Consider the following 16,352-nt stretch of genomic DNA (forward strand, 5'->3'; position numbering starts at 1 on the left):
GCGTACAGTTCACCGCAGTGTCGTACAAGCGATTAGACTATTTCTATGCCGCCCACAACCGATCTAGGTCCTGTCGCGACCCCTCCCGGGGATTTGACAGCGAAGGCGCGCATCCGCACCGCCGCGCTCCACCTGCTCGCCAGCCACGGCGAGGCTGGGGCATCGATGCGGGCCATCGCCGCCGCAGCCGGCGTGACGGTCGGGCTGGTCGTGCACCACTTCAGCACTAAGGACGCCCTCATCAGGGCCGTCGAGGGACGCATCGTCGAGCAGTTCGCCGAAGCCATCGCCTCAGCCGCGGTCGGGTCCTCGTCGACCGACGTGGTGGCCGCGCGGGACGCGGCTGTGGCTCGGATGCTCGCCACCCAGCCCGATGTGGTCTCGCACCTGCGGCGAGCACTTTTGAACGGCAGACGACGCGAGGGAGACCTGCTCGAACGCCTGGCCGAGCTCACCGCTCAGCAGGTCGTGGAGCTGCGCGCCCAAGGACTGGCGTCCAACCGGTCGAGCGTCGCCACCCAGGTCAACGTCATCCTCGTCCGACAACTCGGACGCCTGCTCCTGCAGCCGCTCGTCGAGCGTGTCAGCCAACAGTTCGGGGAGAGCCACAGCCCCGAGCTGGTCGTCGGGCTCCGCGGTTCGAGGTCGGCCGCAAGCTCGGCGTAGGCACCCCGCCCAGGAACTCGACCCTTCTCCGGCGAGCTCCATCCGTGGCTGGACCGGCGAGTCAGCGATAGGCGGAAATGCCGGTAAGGGCCTGGCCGAGAGCCAACTGGTGGACCTCACTGGTGCCCTCGTAGGTGAGCACCGACTCCAGATTGCTGGCATGACGCAGAGGCGAGTACTCGGTGGTGATGCCCGATCCGCCGAGGATCGTGCGGCAGGTGCGGGCGATCTCGATCGCCTCGCGGACGTTGTTCAGCTTGCCGATGCTGATCTGCTCCGGTCGTACGCCACCGTTGTCCTTGAGCCGGCCCAGGTGCAGGGCCAGGAGGACGCCCTTGTAGAGCTCGACGGACATGTCGGCGAGCTTGGCCTGGGTCAGTTGGAAGGCCGCGATCGGCTTGTCGAACTGGACGCGCGAGGTCGCGTACCCCAGCGCACTATCCAAGCAGTCACGGGCCGCACCCATGGCGCCGAAGATGATGCCGAATCGGGCCTCGCTGAGGCAGCCCAGCGGACCCGACAACCCCTGCGCACGCGGCAGCATCGCGTCTGCAGGCAGCAAGACGTCGTCTAGGTAGATCGCTGAGGTGATCGATGCCCGCAGGGAGAGCTTGTGGTGGACGTCGGTAGCCGTGAAGCCAGGCGTCGCGGTGGGGACGACGAATCCTCGGATGCCCTCGTCGGTGCGCGCCCAGATCGTCGCGACTGCGGCGGCCGAACCGTTGGTGATCCACATCTTCGAACCGTTGAGCACCCAGTCCCCACCCCGGCGGACCGCTGTCGTACGCAAGCCCGAAGGATTGGAGCCGAAGTCGGGCTCGGTGAGGCCGAAGCAGCCGATGGCCAGGCCCGCGGCCAGCTGCGGCAGCCACTCCTGCTTCTGCTCCTCGGAGCCGTACTTCCAGATCGAGTACATGGACAGCGATCCCTGCACCGAGACCATGCTGCGCAGCCCACTGTCGCCAGCTTCGAGTTCCATACAGGCTAGGCCGTAGCTCACTGCGTTGGTACCCGCGCAGCCATAGCCCTCGAGATGCATGCCGAAAACGCCCAGTTCCCCGAGCTCCCCAGCCAGTTCCTTCGGACTCGTGCCGTCCTCGAACCATTGGCCGATCTCGGGGCGCACGCGCTTGTCGACGAAGGCACGCACGGTGTCCCGAATGGCTCGTTCTTCCTCGGTCAGCAATGCATCGACAGTCAACAGGTCCAACACGTGCTGCGGCACAGGGGTCATCCTCGCGTGATGAGAGGGACGGCCACCGGAGCGGCTCCCTCTGGACGAAGCCCGACGCTGCTGCCGGGCGCTGATGTGATGGATGGACACGGTCTCGGACGACCAAAGGCTGCGGTGGCCGGACCTGGATGGACGACCACGGCGCCGGCTCGATACGGCGGGGCGCGCCCACGGCGCCGTCCCGGCACGATCACTGGCCGACAGCACCCGCAGTCACGGCCGCCCGTTCCAGTCGACCGGCCCTGCGTGGCTGACATGACTGTCCAGGCGCCGGCCCAGGAATGCTTCCATGTCGGTCACGACGTCGATCAGCTGGAGGAGGTCGACCCCGGTGCGAACACCCATCTCCTCGAGCATGCTCACCAGGTCCTCCGTTGCGATGTTGCCCGTAGCTCCGCGGGCGAACTGACAGCCGCCGAGTTCTCCGTACGCCGACTCGAAGGAGTCGACACCTAGCTGGAGCGCGGCGAGCACGTTGGCCAGCCCCGCTCCCCTGGTGTTGTGGAAGTGCGGGGTCAACCGAGTGGTGGGCACCGCTTGTCGGAGCCGGCCGAGCACCTCGGTCACCTGGACAGGGTTGGCCATGCCGGTGGTGTCCCCGAGCGTCAACTCACCGGCTCCCATGTCGACCAGTGCGCGCGCCACCGCGATCACGTCGGACACGTCCACTGCTCCGGACAGGCTGCACCCGTACACGGTCGCGACACCGGCACTGACGTGGAGACCTCGCTCCCGCGCTGCCCCGATCACGGGCTCCAGCTGTCGCAACGAGTCAGCAACCGACATGTTCACGTTCGCCTGGTTGTGCGCCTCGCTCACCGACACCACCGTCGTGATCTCGGTGATCGGTGCACCGTCGTCCAGAAGGCCGGTGAGCCGAGACCAACCTCGGGGATTCGGCACCAGCACGCCGAAGTCGACACCCGGCACGGCCTCTAGTGCAGCGAGCACCTCCGGCCCGTCGGCGAGTTGAGGGACCCACTTGGGGTGGACCATGGCGGTCACGCTGATGCGCCGCAGCCCGGCCCTGACCAGCCGTTGGATGTAGTCGACCTTCACAGACGTCGGGATGACCACGTCCTCGATGTTCTGCCAACCATCCCGCGGTCCCTCTTCGCGGATGTGAACCTCCCGCGGAACACGATCCGACAGCTCCCGGACGGCGTCGTCCTCATCACCACTGTTCATGTCATCCTCCGCAATCGTTCAAGGTCGTGAACTGCACGACCAGGGTTGTTCGGCACATCTGCGTCGTCGCACTACGGCGGCCGGATTCACGCCCATCCGGCTCCGATCAGCCACGAGGGTCGGCTCACTTCGTCTGCCGGTCCGCGCGATGGGGCGGGTGGACCCGACGGTCACACCGCTGGGAACGCGGAGGGGAATCGAGGCGGGCGCTTGTCCTCGAACGCCGCCGCCCCCTCCACCACATCCGGCCCCAAGAAGCAGAGCATCTCGTAGGCAGCGGACTGGTCGAAGATGGGACCGGCCATCCTCAGCCAATTGTTGAGCGCACGTTTCGTCAGGCGGATCGCAGGCTGCGAACCGGTCGCCAGGGTCTGCGCGACTCGCATGGCTTCGGTCAGGACCTCGCCCTTCGGCAGGGACTTCGTGACGAGCCCCATCCGCTCTGCTTCCGCACCGGTCAGCATCTCGCCCGTGAGGAGGTAGTAGCGCGCCTTGGCCATGCCGACGAGAAGTGGCCAGATGATCGCTGCATGGTCTCCTGCAGCGACACCCAGCTTCACGTGTCCGTCCCCCAACTTCGCGTCCTCAGCGCAGATCGACACGTCAGCGAGCAACGCGACGACGATGCCGGCCCCGACCGCTGCTCCGTTGATGGCCGACACGATGGGCTTCTCGCAGTTGACCATGTTGTAGACGAGGTCGCTCATCTCCCCGAGCATGTGATGGACCCGGTCGAAGTCTCCCGTCATCCGGCGAACCATCGCCAGATCGCCACCCGCCGAGAACGCTTTGCCGGCTCCGGTCACGACCGCCACCCGGGTGGCCGGGTCCCGCGAGACCTCCGCCCACACGCGAGCCAGTTCCCCGTGCATCTGCTCATCGGCGGCGTTGTACTTGTCCGGTCGATCGATGGTGATGAGAAGGACACCGTTGTCCTGCATCTCGAAACGCAACTGCTCGTAGTCCTCGTAGGTCATCCTGCTGGACCTCCTCGTGCGTGTGCCGGCCAAGGGGGGTGAGAGAGAACGGTCGGCCAGATCCCCGAACCGAGGCGGTCATCGGACAACTCGCTGGACGAGTTGGACCTTCGCGGCGCCGGGGGTGTCGAACGTGCCGAACGGGCGAATGGTGACCGCCGTCTTGATGTTGAGCGCGCTGCTGATGAGCGTGGTGATGGACGCGCGCAGTTCATCGTCGCTGGCCGGTGACGCCGTTCGCCCGCGCTCGACGTCGAGCGGTAACGGCTTCTGGGTGCTGTGACCCTCGAAGTCCGCCACGATGCGCAGCGCGCCGCTGGTCCTGGGCACCAGTCCAGTGATCAGTTCCTGGATGGCGCTGGGGAAGACGTTGATGCCGCGCACGATCAACATGTCGTCGGTCCTGCCGACGCACCGGATGGTCATCCCTGTTCGACCGCACGGGCACGACGTGCCCATCACGACGACGCGGTCCCGGGTACGGAACCTCAGGACGGGGCTGGCCTGACGGTCCAGTGAGGTGTAGACGAGCTCGCCGGAAACTCCCGCCGCCGGCTCCAGCACGTCACCCGTGTCCGGGTCGATGAGCTCCGCGATCATCAGGTCGGGCGACAGGAGGTGCATGCCGGACCCCTCTTCGCACTCCCCCCAGTACAGGCAGCCAAGGTCTGTGCCACCCAGCATCTCCCGGGCAGTGGCACCCCATAGGGCCTCCAGCTGGTTGCGAATCGCCGGGATGCTCCCTCCGGGTTCCCCGCCTGTGCTGATCACCCTGACCCCAAGGGTGTCGGCTGTCACGCCCAGCACACGAGGGGCCTGCTGCGCCAAATGGACGAGGAAGTTGGGGGTCCCGACCAGGGCTGCGGCGCGCTGGTCCGCCTGGACGCGCAGCAGCCTCTCCGCGCCCGCTTCGGCTCCGATCGGGATGTCGCAGATGCCCATGTACTGCAACACCTGGACGATGGGCAGCCCGCCCACGAACCCCTTGCTCATCCCGAAGGCGTGCAGAGCCCGGTCCCCGGGGCGCAAGCCGTTCGCGTAGAACACCCGCGCGCCCATCTCGTTCCAGATCATCTGGTCCGAGCGGGTGAGACCGACGTACGACGGGCTGCCGGTCGTGCCGCTCGATGCCTGGATCTGGACGATGTCCTGATCAGCAGCTGCCTGGTGACGGCCCAGGGGTGGAAGCTGCCCCAAGCTCTCCCTCAGCTCGTGCTTCTCCGTGAACGGGAACCGGTGCAGGTCACCGACCGAGGTGATGCTGCTGAGCGGCACGCCTGCGACGGCGGCCTTGTCCCTGTACAGGTTGCTGTTGCGCGACAGGTAGTCCAGCAGACGGCGCAGTCCAGTGTCCTGTTCTCGACGGATGCGCTCCGCGGGCCACACCTCGACCTCACTCCAGAAGTTGGTCGATCGGGGCGTCCGCGTCACTGGCATCATGCTGCGTTCCCTGGACCGCCACCACCGGTCATCTGGCTGACGAGATCAGACCTCCCCAGCTCCTGCACCGCACGTTCGCGGAGGCGGAACTTCTGCACCTTCCCCGAAGCAGTGGTCGGCAGATCGGCGGCCGTCGTGAACAGGACCGCGTAGGGTACCTTGTGCCGCGCTAGCCTGTCGGCCACGTGCGCGCGCAGGTGCTCTGCATCGACGGACATCTCCGGTCGGAGGATGACGAACGCAACCCCCACTTCGCCCGAGCGGATGTCCGGAACCCCGACGACAAAGGCCTGTTCCACCGCGTCGTGCGAGGCGAGCACATCCTCGATCTCCTGGGGTATGACGTTCTCCCCGTTCAGCTTGTACAGGTCCTTGCTGCGACCGGTGAGCTCGACGAGGCCGTCGGCGTGGATACGGCCGAGATCTCCCGTGCGGAGCCAGCCATCCTTGTCGATCACCTCAGCCGTCTCGGAGGGCTTTGCGTAGTACCCTCGGGTGACGATGTTCCCGCGGCAGGACAGCTCCCCCTCCACGCCGTCAGGAAGGTCAGCGCCGGTCGAGGGATCGACGGTCTTGTACTGGGTGTTCGCGCCGCCGAACTCCGGCAACCCCCCGGGCCCCCCGGGCAATACCGCCCCCACCCGACTGGACACGATCTCGACCGCGTCGCCAGGTCTCGTTGCAATCGTCGCGGCGCTGACCTCGGTCATCCCGTACCCGGTGTGCATCTCGTCCAGGCCGAAGGCCTCTTTCGCCCTCTCCCACAGCCAGACCGGTGCGGGAGCCGATGCGCAGAAGATCGAGCGGAGGGATGACAAGTCCGTCGTGGCCAAACCGGGCTCGTTGATCAGGGCCAGGAGGATGGTCGGGACGAAGAGGGCTTCGTTGGCTTGTTTGTCGGTCATGAGGCGCAAAGCTTCGACCGGGTCGAACTGCACCTGCGGGATGACAGCTCCGCCGACCAGCATCGCGCCGAGCATGCCCTCCACGTACCCGAACACGTGGTAGAGAGGCATCGGGAAGAACAGGCGCCAACCATCGGCGTACCTGCGGCCGTAGGCGGTGGCCATCGCGCTCCGCCACAACATGTCGTTGGTCAACATGACGCCTTTGGGCAGGTTCGTGGTACCTGACGTGTAGAGGATGTCGGCGACTTCCTCGGGATAGGCCGACTCGGCCTGACGCGCATCGACCACGGCCTGATCGATGGCGTTCCCCATCTCCATGAGGGCATTCAACGTGCAGGGAGCCGCGCCGCTCCCTGCCCCGGTCTCGAACACGATGGTATGGCGAAGCCTCGGGAGTGACTCTTGTCGACCGGAGCGCCAGCCTGGGGCGACGGTGTCGAGCTCGGCGAGGTGGTCCACGCCGCGGAAGGAGTCCATCGTGATTAGGCAGGCAGAATCCGACTGCCGTAGGAGGTAGGCCAACTCGTCGGCCTTCAGGGCGAAGTTGAGCGGCACAGCCACAGCTCCGATCCGAGCTATGGCCAAGCGGACCACGATGTACTCCGCGTAGTTGGCCATGATCATGGCCACGTGCTCTCGACGCTCGACGCCCAGGGCCAGCAGCCCGGCGGCAACCCTGCGGGAGGCGGCAGAGACCTCGGTGTACGACCAGTCCCGGTCGTCCGTCATGATCAGCGGGCGATCACTGTAGCGTTCGGCGAGACGGTCGAACCGGTCCGCGAGCGTCAATCGCTCCCACGGACTGTAGTCGGAGTCCAGCTGCTTCTGCGCCGCCGCGCGATTCATGAGCGTGCTCCGCCGTAGGACCGGGGAAGTCCGAGCGAGTGCTGTGCAACGTGGTTCAGGACCATCTCACGACTGACCGGTGCGATCCGCATCAAACGAGCCAGTCCCCAGTAGGGCGCGAGGGCGTACTCGCTGGCCAGGCCGTTGCCCCCGTGCATCTGGATGGCCTGGTCGACACAGCGGAGGGCAGCTTCGGCAGCGCTGTACTTGGCCATGTTGGACGCCTCGGAGGCATCGGTGCCTGCGTCGTGCTGACCTGCCGCTTTCCACATCATCAACCGGGCGAGTTCCAGCTCGATCTTGGCGCTGGCCAACGGGTGCGAGAGGCCCTGATGGGTGCCGATGGGTGCACCCCACACGGAGCGCTCCAGCCCGTAACGGACCGCCTGGCGGAGTGCATACCTGCCGATGCCCGTCTCGATGGCCGCTCCCGTGATGCGCTCGGGGTTCAAGCCCTCGAAGACAGAACGGAATCCTCCCCCCACCTTCCCGACGACGGCCTCCGCCGGGAGGAGGACGTCGTCGAAGTGCAGCGTGAATTGCTTCTCCGGCGCGACGATCTCCATGGTGATCATGCTCCTCTGCAGCCCAGGAGCATCGACCGGGACCACGAACAACGACGTGCCCAACGGCTGGCCTGATTCGTCCTTCGTCGCGGCGACCACGAGGATGGCAGCGGCTTCGTCCACGCCGGATATGTAGTACTTGGTCCCGCGCAGGGTCCAGCCGTCGCTGCCGCGGGTGGCCGTCGTGGAGATAGCATGACTGTTGGAGCCGGCGTCCGGCTCGGTGATCGCGAACGCCATCTTGACCGTGCCGTCGGCGATGCCGGGCAGCCAGGTCTCTCGCTGTGCGGGGCTCCCGTAGCGCGCCAGGACCGTTCCGCAGATCGCTGGCGACACCATCAAGAGCACCAGCGGGCACCCGGCCGCGGCGGTCTCCTCGACCACCGCAGTGAGTTCGGTGATGCCCCCGCCCCCGCCGCCGTACTCCTCGGGGATGCTCACCCCCAAGAACCCCGGCTTGGCCAGCGCCGACCACAATTCGTCGGTCTTCCGGCCCGTTCGCGCTGCTGAGAGGAAGTACTCCGGGCCGAACTCACCGGCAACCGAAGCGACCGAGTCCCTCAGCAGCGTCAGTTCAGCCGATTCTCCGTAGAACATGGGATCTCCTCGATGTTCCTGACTCGGTCAGCCGCGGATGACCGGGTGGCGACGGGCAAGCCGTTCACGGCTCTTGTGCGAATACCGCTCGAGACGGTTGACCAGTTCGGCGCGGAGATCGCTGCCTGCGATCACGGCGTCGAGGTAGGTCGCCGAGGCCGCCCGGAAGACATCCAGGTTGACCATGTAGTCGGCCCTGAGCTGGGCGACGTAGTCCGCTCGGTCCTGCTCGTCCTCGATCGCGTTGATCTTGTTCAAGTAGATCGCATTGATGGCTGCCTCGGGACCCATGATCGCGAGCTTCGCGTGCGCCAAGCCGATCGTGGCGTCAGGCGCGAACGTCGCGCCGGACATGGCCATGTAACCGGCGCCGTACGACTTCCGGAGGATGACCGAGATCCGCGGGACGCTGGCTTCGGCAATAGCGGCCAGGTACTTGGCTCCGCGTCGGATGATCCCTTGTCGTTCGACCTGGCTGCCGACCATGAAGCCGGGAGTGTCGGACAGGAAGACGAGCGGGATGCCGTAGGCATCGCACAGTTGCACGAACTGGGCACCCTTCTCGGAGGCATCGCTCCCGATGGTCCCCCCCTTACGCATGGGCTGGTTCGCCACGAGCCCGACGGGTTTCCCGTCCAACCGCGCGAAGCCCGTGACCAGTTCGCGGGCGAAGAGAGCGCGGTGCTCGAAGAAGCTGTCGGCGTCGATGAGCCGGCGGATCACGTTCATCACGTCGAACGCGCGGTTCTGCGCTTGCGGGATCAGCTGGTCGATGGGTTCCCCGTCGACCGGATCCATCGGTAGGTGGACCGGCAGAGGGGCCTCCGCGTGATCAGGGAGGTACTCCAGGTACTGGCGCGCCAGCCGCAATCCGTGCTCGTCGTTCCGCGCGATCTGGTCCCCCAGACCGGACACCTCGCAGTGCATGCGGGCGCCGCCCATCTCCTCTGCGGACACCTTCTCGCCCGTTGCCATCTCGACCATCCGAGGGCTGCCGAGAAAAGCGCTCGCGTTGCCGTCCACCATGACCACTGCGTCGCAGAAGGCGGGCAGGTAGGCTGCGCCGGCTGGGCTGGGTCCGAAAAGCACGCAGATCTGCGGGATCTGGCCGGACAGTCGTGCCTGGTTCCAGAAAATCCGCCCAGCATGGTGGCGATCGATGAACAGGTCGAACTGCTCATCCAGGCGTGCCCCTGCGGAGTCCACGAGGTACAACAGGGGGCATCGAACGAGTGCAGCCTCCTCCTGCTGGCGGATGATCTTCCGGATGGTCTCCCGGCCCCATGCACCCGCCTTGACCGTCGGATCGTTGGCGATGACGGCGACGGTGCGACCGCCGACCGTGCCGGTCCCGGTCACCACTGCGTCGGCAGCGAGACCCTCGTCCATCGTGCGGGCGAGCAAGCCGTTCTCGACGAAGGACCCGGGGTCGAGCAGGATGTCCAGACGCGATCGGACGAAGATCTTCCCTGTCTCCTCGATCTGACGGTGGTACCGCTCGCTTCCACCCGCCTTGGCGCGTGCCGTGCGCTCCGAGAGCTCGGCCACGAGATCACGGGCAGCCCCGGATGCCAGGTCCGACTGCTGAGTCAACTGAGCCTTCTTCCGTCTTCGGTCGTCGTGGTCGGGGTGATCAGTCGCTCATCCAGGATCGGCAGCGATGCGTACGAGCGGTTGGTCCTCGGCCACCACGTCACCGGGGGCGACCAGCAGCGCGGTCACCGAGCCACGCACGGGGGATTCGACAGGAATCTCCATCTTCATGGACTCCAAGATCACCAATACGTCGCCCACCTCGACCTCCTGGCCCGACTGCACCTCGACCTTCCACACGTTCCCGGCCATCTCCGCCGTCAGCACCTCGTCCACGAAGGCCCTCCACACCGAAACGTACGAACGTTCGCTCGCTTCGGCAAAAGCTAGGCTCGCCCCTGGTGAGTGTCAAGACCGGCCGACCCGCTCCGTCCAGTCGGGATCGCCCGGCACCTGCAGGGTTGTCCGGATCGCACATGCGGATAAATGGATGGACTGCTAGCGTTTAGCGAACTAGCGTTCGTTAGTTTCCGGCTGCGCCGCGACTGGAGACGACGGCCTCAGGCGCACCGGCGACGATGCTGCTGGTGTGCCCGGTACAACCCCGACGTCGTCCGAGACCACGCATCGAAGGGAAAGAGGAGGAACCTGTGTTCGAGAAGGTCCTGATCGCCAACCGTGGCGAGATCGCGGTGCGCATCGCACGCACGTGCCAAGAGCTGGGCATCAGGAGCGCGACGGTGCACTCTGCAGATGACAGCCACTCGCTGCACGTACGGGCGGCAGATGAAGCTGTGGCGCTGGACGGGGTGCCGACGTCCCGTCCCTACCTCGACATCGCCCAGATCGTGGCGGCCGCACTCACCGTCGGCGCGGACGCCGTTCACCCCGGGTACGGCTTCCTCGCCGAGAACGCCGACTTCGCCGAAGCGGTCCTCGCGGCCGGCCTGGCGTTCATTGGTCCCTCCCCGAGCGCGATTCGCACCATGGGCGACAAAGTGGCCGGCCGTGCGGTGGCTGAGTCCTGCGGTGTGCCCGGGGTACCGGGCACCCGGGGCGCGATCCAGGAGGTCGCGGAGGTGCTCGAGTTCGGAGCAGCCCACGGATTCCCCCTGCTCATCAAAGCATCCTTCGGGGGAGGTGGCCGTGGGATGCGTGTCGTCGCCGATCCCGGCGAGGTCTCTGACGCATTCCTGTCGGCTCAGCGCGAGGCAGGGACGGCGTTCGGGCAGGACGACGTGTACGTGGAGCGGTATCTCCCCCGTGCCCGACACGTCGAGGTGCAGGTCTTCGCCGACGGGCACGGGAACTCGGTCTTCCTCGGAGACCGGGACTGCTCAGTGCAGCGCCGTCACCAGAAGCTCGTCGAGGAGGCCCCGGCGCCCGGCTTGTCCGACGATCTCCGGCGGTCCATGGGGGAGGCGGCGCTGCGTCTGGTGCGTGCAGTGGACTACGTCGGGGCCGGCACGGTGGAGTTCCTCGTCGAGGACGACAACTACTACTACCTCGAGATGAACACCCGCATCCAAGTGGAGCACCCGATCACGGAGATGGTGCTCGGAGTCGATCTGATCGCTGAGCAGTTGCTGGTGGCGGCCGGCCATACCCTGTCCTTTACACGCAGCGAACTCGCCCCGCGGGGGCACGCCATCGAGTGCAGAATCAACGCAGAGAACGTCACCAGGGGTAGGTTCCTCCCCTCACCAGGTGTCCTCGAGCGTCTCGCGGCACCGACCGGCGCCGGGGTGAGGCTCGACGCCGGTTACTCCTCGGGGGACGAGATCCTGCCCTACTACGACAGCCTCGTCGGCAAATTGATCGCTTGGGCACCCACCCGTGAGCATGCGCGCCGTCGGCTGCTCGCGGCGATCGACGAGTTGAGCGTGGTCGGTATCCGGACCACGCTGCCAGCCGTGCGAGTCGTGTTGGAGCATGCCGACTTCATCGACGGTGCAGTGAGTACTCGTTGGCTGGAATCCCTGCCCCTCGCTACCCTGCTGGCAACGGACGGCCAGCGCGGCGCGACGGTCGCCACCCGACGGGACAGCGGCCGGTCGTGACTCTGCACATCTGCCCTGGGCACCTACCCTGCACCGCCCCGTCCCTGGTCAGCAGTGAGCTCCTCGGCAGTCATCGGTCGAGGGTGCGGCGGCCGGAGACCTCGACTGGACGATCACGCCGCGGGCTGGAGGCCGAGCTGGCGGAACGCCATCGTGGTGTAGATGTCCACGATCTCGTCCAAGGTCATCGTGCCCCCGGGTCTGTACCACGCAGAGACGTGACTGCCCGCCGCGACCACCGCGTAGGTCTGCAGGCGCAGATCGATGAGCTCGACACCGGCTTCAGAACAGGCCGCGGCGATGGCCGCGCTGATCTGGCGCTCGTACGCATCACGGAGGGCGACGATCTTCCCTCGGGCTTCCGCATGGAGCGAACGCAGCTCGGAGTTGCCGATGAACACGTCCTGGGCCCGCTCCGCGTGGAACCGGACATGGCAGTCGAGCACCGCGCGCAGCCGGTCCAGACTGTCGGTCCGGTTGGCCAGAGCATCCGCCTGCGCACGTCCGAGGTCGCCCATGATGGCGTCCATCATCGAGACGAGGAGACTCTGCTTGCCGTCGATGTGGTTGTACAGGCTGCTGACCTTGACCCCGACTGCAGCTGCGACCTCGCGCAGGCTCGTCGCCTCGTACCCCTTCTCGTAGAAGAGGTCTCGAGCGGCCTCGCGAATGGTGTCGGACGTGCGGGCGCTGCTCACCGACTCCTCCACTCTCGCCGGTCACGGTTGGGCAGGGAGAGAATGCAGTGATCGACCCCGGAACCCTAACTCGCACCGTCCTCCGCGCGGGCGTCTGGTCGAGCCCGACCCCCACAGTGCACTGCATGCACGTGCCCATCTCGGCGATCGCAATGCCGCCCTGCAAGATGCGACCGCGACGGGGAGCGCAGAGTCGTCACCGGAGGACGCGAGGGCGACCCCCGGTGACGCGCGCCGCTCGAGAACCCGAGGAGACGATCAGGACATGTCGATGCCCACTGAGCGTGAGTGGAATGGTCTGCCGCGCCACGACGGCACAGGCCAGCTCCCCCCGCACCACCCGACGTGCCTGGGGTGCGGGCCGGACAACCCCAACGGTCACCACCTCGCCGTGTGGCAGGACGGTGACCGCGTCCGAGCCAGCCACACGTTCGGGGAACGGCACGTCGGCGCCCCGGGCATCGCGCACGGCGGTGCGGTCGCGACCGTGGTCGACGACCTCTTCGGATTCCTCCTCTACGGCGTGGGACAGCCAGCCGTGACCCGCACCTTGTCGGTCTCCTACCGGGCGCCGGTGCTGCTTGGGGTCGAGTACCGCGTCAGCGCGCACCTCGAGCGGCGAGAAGGTCGAAAGCTCTTCCTCGTCGCCGAGGTCGCCGATGCCCAGGGCTTCGTGCTGGCTGAGGCATCGGCCCTCTTCATCGTGGTCGAGCTGGAGCACTTCGACCGCGCTCGTCGACGCCCTGAGCACCCCTGACCGTTCCGGACAGGCACCCGTGCAGACCCCAGCAGGGCGCCACCGGGCCCATGATCATCGAAACCCGCGAGCTGTTGGGCACACTGGGCGCCCCAGTCGACCTCAGGTGACCGGTGTCTGCCGGTTCGACTGCGAAGTGGAGCTGTGTCAGCTGGTGCCCCCCCACGGTCGATGAGTGAACGGTGTCAAGAAGGTCGGATTTGGGAAGGTGAGGCATGTCCGGAGAGTTGGCCGACCGCTACCCCCATCGGATGGCTGGCCACTGCGGCTCGGGGGCGCTGCGCGACCTGCTGCACTGGCAGGGGCTCGGGTGGGCCGGTCCACCGGGCGAAGGTCTGGTGTTCGCGCTGGGCGGCGCGCTCGGCCTCTCCTTCGTCCGCTCGTCGCAACTGAGCCCCCCTGTGTACTTGGTGGGCAGGGAGACCGACTACGAAGTCGCGCTGCCCCGACGGCTCGGCGCCCAGGTCGAGGTGCTGGCGACCGACGACCCCGAGACGGGTTGGACGTGGGTCACGAGGGAGGTCGACGCCGGTCGGCCAGTCCTCATCTGGGCGGACATCGCCGAGTTGCCCTACTTGAACGTCCAGCTGCAGATGAGCCGCCACGACGTCGTCGTGATCGGGTACGACCTGGACCGACAGACAGCACTCGTGGTCGACAACGACCGCGCTGAGGCCCAGCTCGTCCCGCTGACCGCCCTGGCGCGCGCGAGGGCCTCGAACGGCTTCCCGGAACCCACCATGCACCGCACCTACCGCATCGTCTGGCCCCGTCAGCTTCCTCCGATCGCCGGCGTCGCGGCGGATGCCTTCCGACGATCCGCGAACGCCATGCGTCATCCCAGCGGTCCTGGCATCGCCGGAGTCACTGGAACGGGATCACGAGGGCTGTCCGCGGCGAACCACCTCGTGACCGAGCTGCGCAGCTGGGTGGACGTGCCACCACCCGATGTGGATCGACTCCTTTTTGCGCTGTATGCCTTCATCGAGAAGGCAGGAACGGGAGGGGGCCTGTTCCGCCGCCTGTTCGCGGATGGCTCAACAGAGATCGCCCGACTGACGGGTGACCTCCCCACGCAGAGAGTCGCCTCGTGTGCGCGCCGATGCTCGGACGCTTGGTCTGAATTGGCCGGCATCGCGAAGGACCGTGGGACGTCGACGCAGACACGCACAGCAGCGATCGCACGGGCAGCCGCAGCCATCCCCGCCGCCGAGGAGGATCTGGTCGTCGCCCTGGAGTCTGCGTCCAGGTCGCTGCAGAACTTGGGCCACGGCAACCGACCGGACGGTCCCGGGTGAGCCGCGGTGTCGTCTGCGGGCAGATGCCTCGAGTGGGTGCACAGCCACCGCCGGCTGTCGATGCAGGCTGACCCGAGCCCGACAGGCGCGTCCTGATCGACGGCGGGGTTGACGTGCGGACGAGGACCGCTTCGCCCTTCAGTGGCCTCCTGAGCATCGACACCGTGACTCGCGGCGCAGACAGGCCCGACCACCGATGACCGGATGCTGGATGCCGTCGGCACCGGGGCAGCACCTGTGGTCGTCGGTCGCTGACCGTCCGGGGCACCGAGCACCGTCACGACCACATGTGAATCGGAATCCTCGAGCGGGCGGCGGACCGCCGAACCATGACCTTCTGGCGGGCGTGTTCGTGGACACCTGGCCTCTGCGGTCGCTACGGTTCAGTCCGATAGTGATCGGCGCATCACAAGGGAGTGACGTCATGGAGTTCGCCGAGAAGCCCGAGTTGCAGGCCCTGCGCAAGACGGTCGGCCAGATCGCCGCCCGCTACGGCAGCTCCTACTACGTCGAGCGCGCCGCCCGGCACGAACCGCTCACCGAGCTGTGGGCCGACCTCGCCGAGGGTGGGTTCATCGGGATCAACGTTCCCGAGGAGTACGGCGGCGGGGGCGGTGGCCTGGTCGAGCTGGCGATCGTCTGCGAGGAGATCGCGGCGCAAGGTAGTCCTATCCTGCTGCTGGTGGTGTCGGCGGCCATCTCGGCCGAGGTGATCAGCCGGTTCGGCGACGCGGAGCAGAAGCAGCGGTGGCTGCCCGGCCTGGCCGACGGCTCGGCCAAGGTGGTCTTCGCGATCACCGAGCCCGGCGCCGGCTCCAACTCCCACCAGCTCTCGACCGCCGCCCGCCGCGACGGCGACGACTGGCTCATCTCGGGCCAGAAGTACTACATCTCCGGCGTAGACGAGGCCCAGACGCTGCTCATGGTCGCCCGCACCGGCACCGACGAGGTCACCGGCCGGGCGCAGATGTCGCTGTTCCTTGTGCCCACCGACGCCCCCGGCCTGGTCGCCCAGCCGCTGCCGGTCGACGCGATGCTCCCCGAGCGCCAGTTCACCCTCTTCCTCGACGACGTCCGGGTCGGCCCGGAGATGGTGGTCGGCGAGGTCGGTGCCGGCTTCGCCCAGGTCTTCCACGGGCTGAACCCCGAGCGGATCACCGGCGCCGCCATCGCTGTCGGCATTGCCCGGTACGCCCTGGGCCGGGCTGCGGAGTACGCGACCCAGCGCACGGTGTGGAAGGCGCCGATCGGCACCCACCAGGGCGTGTCGCACCCGCTGGCCCGCGCGGCCATCGAGACCGAGCTCGCCGCCCTGATGACCCGCAAGGCCGCCTGGGCCCACGACTCCGGCATCCCCGCGGGCGAGGCCTCCAACATGGCCAAGTACGCCGCCGCCGAGGCCGCGCTGGCCGCCGTCGACGCCGCCATCCAGACCCACGGCGGCAACGGCATGTCCACCGAGTACGGACTGATCCCGTACTGGGGTCTGGCCAGGTTGTTGCGCATCGCCCCGGTGAACCGGGAGATGATCCTCAACTACGTCGCCCAGCACACCCTCGGCCTCCCCCGCTCGCACTGAGGACG

At 67.2% G+C, this 16,352-nt stretch carries 14 protein-coding genes; 5 read left to right on the forward strand and 9 right to left on the reverse strand.

Annotation, left to right across the window (positions count from 1 at the left end; all coding sequences use genetic code 11):
• Positions 1-45: 45 nt before the first annotated feature.
• Positions 46-666, forward strand: coding sequence for a TetR/AcrR family transcriptional regulator (locus NH342_RS01845; RefSeq protein WP_253010677.1), 621 nt, complete (start codon positions 46-48; stop codon positions 664-666).
• A gap of 61 nt (positions 667-727) precedes the next feature.
• On the opposite strand, the gene NH342_RS01850 is transcribed toward NH342_RS01845, so the two are convergent.
• The 8 genes from NH342_RS01850 to NH342_RS01885 all read right to left on the reverse strand — a co-directional run bounded on the left by NH342_RS01850 (position 728) and on the right by NH342_RS01885 (position 10,291).
• Positions 728-1,891, reverse strand: a complete 1,164-nt coding sequence (locus tag NH342_RS01850) for an acyl-CoA dehydrogenase family protein (RefSeq protein WP_253010679.1) — start codon at positions 1,889-1,891, stop codon at positions 728-730.
• A gap of 222 nt (positions 1,892-2,113) precedes the next feature.
• Complete coding sequence (locus tag NH342_RS01855; protein ID WP_253010681.1) at positions 2,114-3,088, reverse strand: hydroxymethylglutaryl-CoA lyase; 975 nt, start codon at positions 3,086-3,088, stop codon at positions 2,114-2,116.
• Positions 3,089-3,258: 170 nt separating this feature from the next.
• Positions 3,259-4,065, reverse strand: coding sequence for an enoyl-CoA hydratase/isomerase family protein (locus NH342_RS01860; RefSeq protein WP_253010683.1), 807 nt, complete (start codon positions 4,063-4,065; stop codon positions 3,259-3,261).
• A gap of 78 nt (positions 4,066-4,143) precedes the next feature.
• Positions 4,144-5,496, reverse strand: a complete 1,353-nt coding sequence (locus NH342_RS01865) for a phenylacetate--CoA ligase family protein (protein ID WP_253010685.1) — start codon at positions 5,494-5,496, stop codon at positions 4,144-4,146.
• 5 nt (positions 5,497-5,501) lie between these two features.
• Positions 5,502-7,259, reverse strand: coding sequence for a class I adenylate-forming enzyme family protein (locus NH342_RS01870; protein WP_253010687.1), 1,758 nt, complete (start codon positions 7,257-7,259; stop codon positions 5,502-5,504).
• Positions 7,256-8,422: an acyl-CoA dehydrogenase family protein gene (locus NH342_RS01875; RefSeq protein ID WP_253010689.1), complete on the reverse strand. Its 1,167-nt coding sequence runs from the start codon at positions 8,420-8,422 to the stop codon at positions 7,256-7,258. Before NH342_RS01875 ends, NH342_RS01870 begins: the two co-directional genes overlap by 4 nt.
• A 27-nt stretch (positions 8,423-8,449) precedes the next feature.
• Positions 8,450-9,970 (reverse strand): acyl-CoA carboxylase subunit beta, encoded by a 1,521-nt coding sequence (locus NH342_RS01880; protein WP_253010691.1) that lies wholly within the window; start codon positions 9,968-9,970, stop codon positions 8,450-8,452.
• A gap of 93 nt (positions 9,971-10,063) precedes the next feature.
• Positions 10,064-10,291 (reverse strand): biotin/lipoyl-binding carrier protein, encoded by a 228-nt coding sequence (locus NH342_RS01885; protein ID WP_253010693.1) that lies wholly within the window; start codon positions 10,289-10,291, stop codon positions 10,064-10,066.
• A gap of 314 nt (positions 10,292-10,605) precedes the next feature.
• Between NH342_RS01885 and NH342_RS01890 the strand changes: the two genes are divergently transcribed.
• Positions 10,606-12,015 (forward strand): acetyl/propionyl/methylcrotonyl-CoA carboxylase subunit alpha, encoded by a 1,410-nt coding sequence (locus NH342_RS01890; protein ID WP_253010695.1) that lies wholly within the window; start codon positions 10,606-10,608, stop codon positions 12,013-12,015.
• A 113-nt stretch (positions 12,016-12,128) separates the two neighbouring features.
• On the opposite strand, the gene NH342_RS01895 is transcribed toward NH342_RS01890, so the two are convergent.
• Positions 12,129-12,713 carry a TetR/AcrR family transcriptional regulator gene (locus NH342_RS01895; protein WP_253010697.1) on the reverse strand — a complete coding sequence of 195 codons (585 nt, stop codon included), beginning with the start codon at positions 12,711-12,713 and terminating at the stop codon, positions 12,129-12,131.
• 271 nt (positions 12,714-12,984) lie between these two features.
• On the opposite strand from NH342_RS01895, the gene NH342_RS23120 reads away from it, so the two are divergent.
• The 3 genes from NH342_RS23120 to NH342_RS01910 all read left to right on the forward strand — a co-directional run bounded on the left by NH342_RS23120 (position 12,985) and on the right by NH342_RS01910 (position 16,347).
• Positions 12,985-13,470 carry a PaaI family thioesterase gene (locus NH342_RS23120; protein ID WP_256479168.1) on the forward strand — a complete coding sequence of 162 codons (486 nt, stop codon included), beginning with the start codon at positions 12,985-12,987 and terminating at the stop codon, positions 13,468-13,470.
• A 215-nt stretch (positions 13,471-13,685) separates the two neighbouring features.
• Complete coding sequence (locus NH342_RS01905; protein ID WP_253010702.1) at positions 13,686-14,768, forward strand: BtrH N-terminal domain-containing protein; 1,083 nt, start codon at positions 13,686-13,688, stop codon at positions 14,766-14,768.
• A gap of 424 nt (positions 14,769-15,192) precedes the next feature.
• Positions 15,193-16,347: an acyl-CoA dehydrogenase family protein gene (locus tag NH342_RS01910; RefSeq protein ID WP_253010704.1), complete on the forward strand. Its 1,155-nt coding sequence runs from the start codon at positions 15,193-15,195 to the stop codon at positions 16,345-16,347.
• The last annotated feature ends 5 nt before the right edge of the window (positions 16,348-16,352 follow it).

The organism is Klenkia sp. PcliD-1-E (genome assembly GCF_024124375.1).
Lineage (GTDB): Bacteria > Actinomycetota > Actinomycetes > Mycobacteriales > Geodermatophilaceae > Klenkia.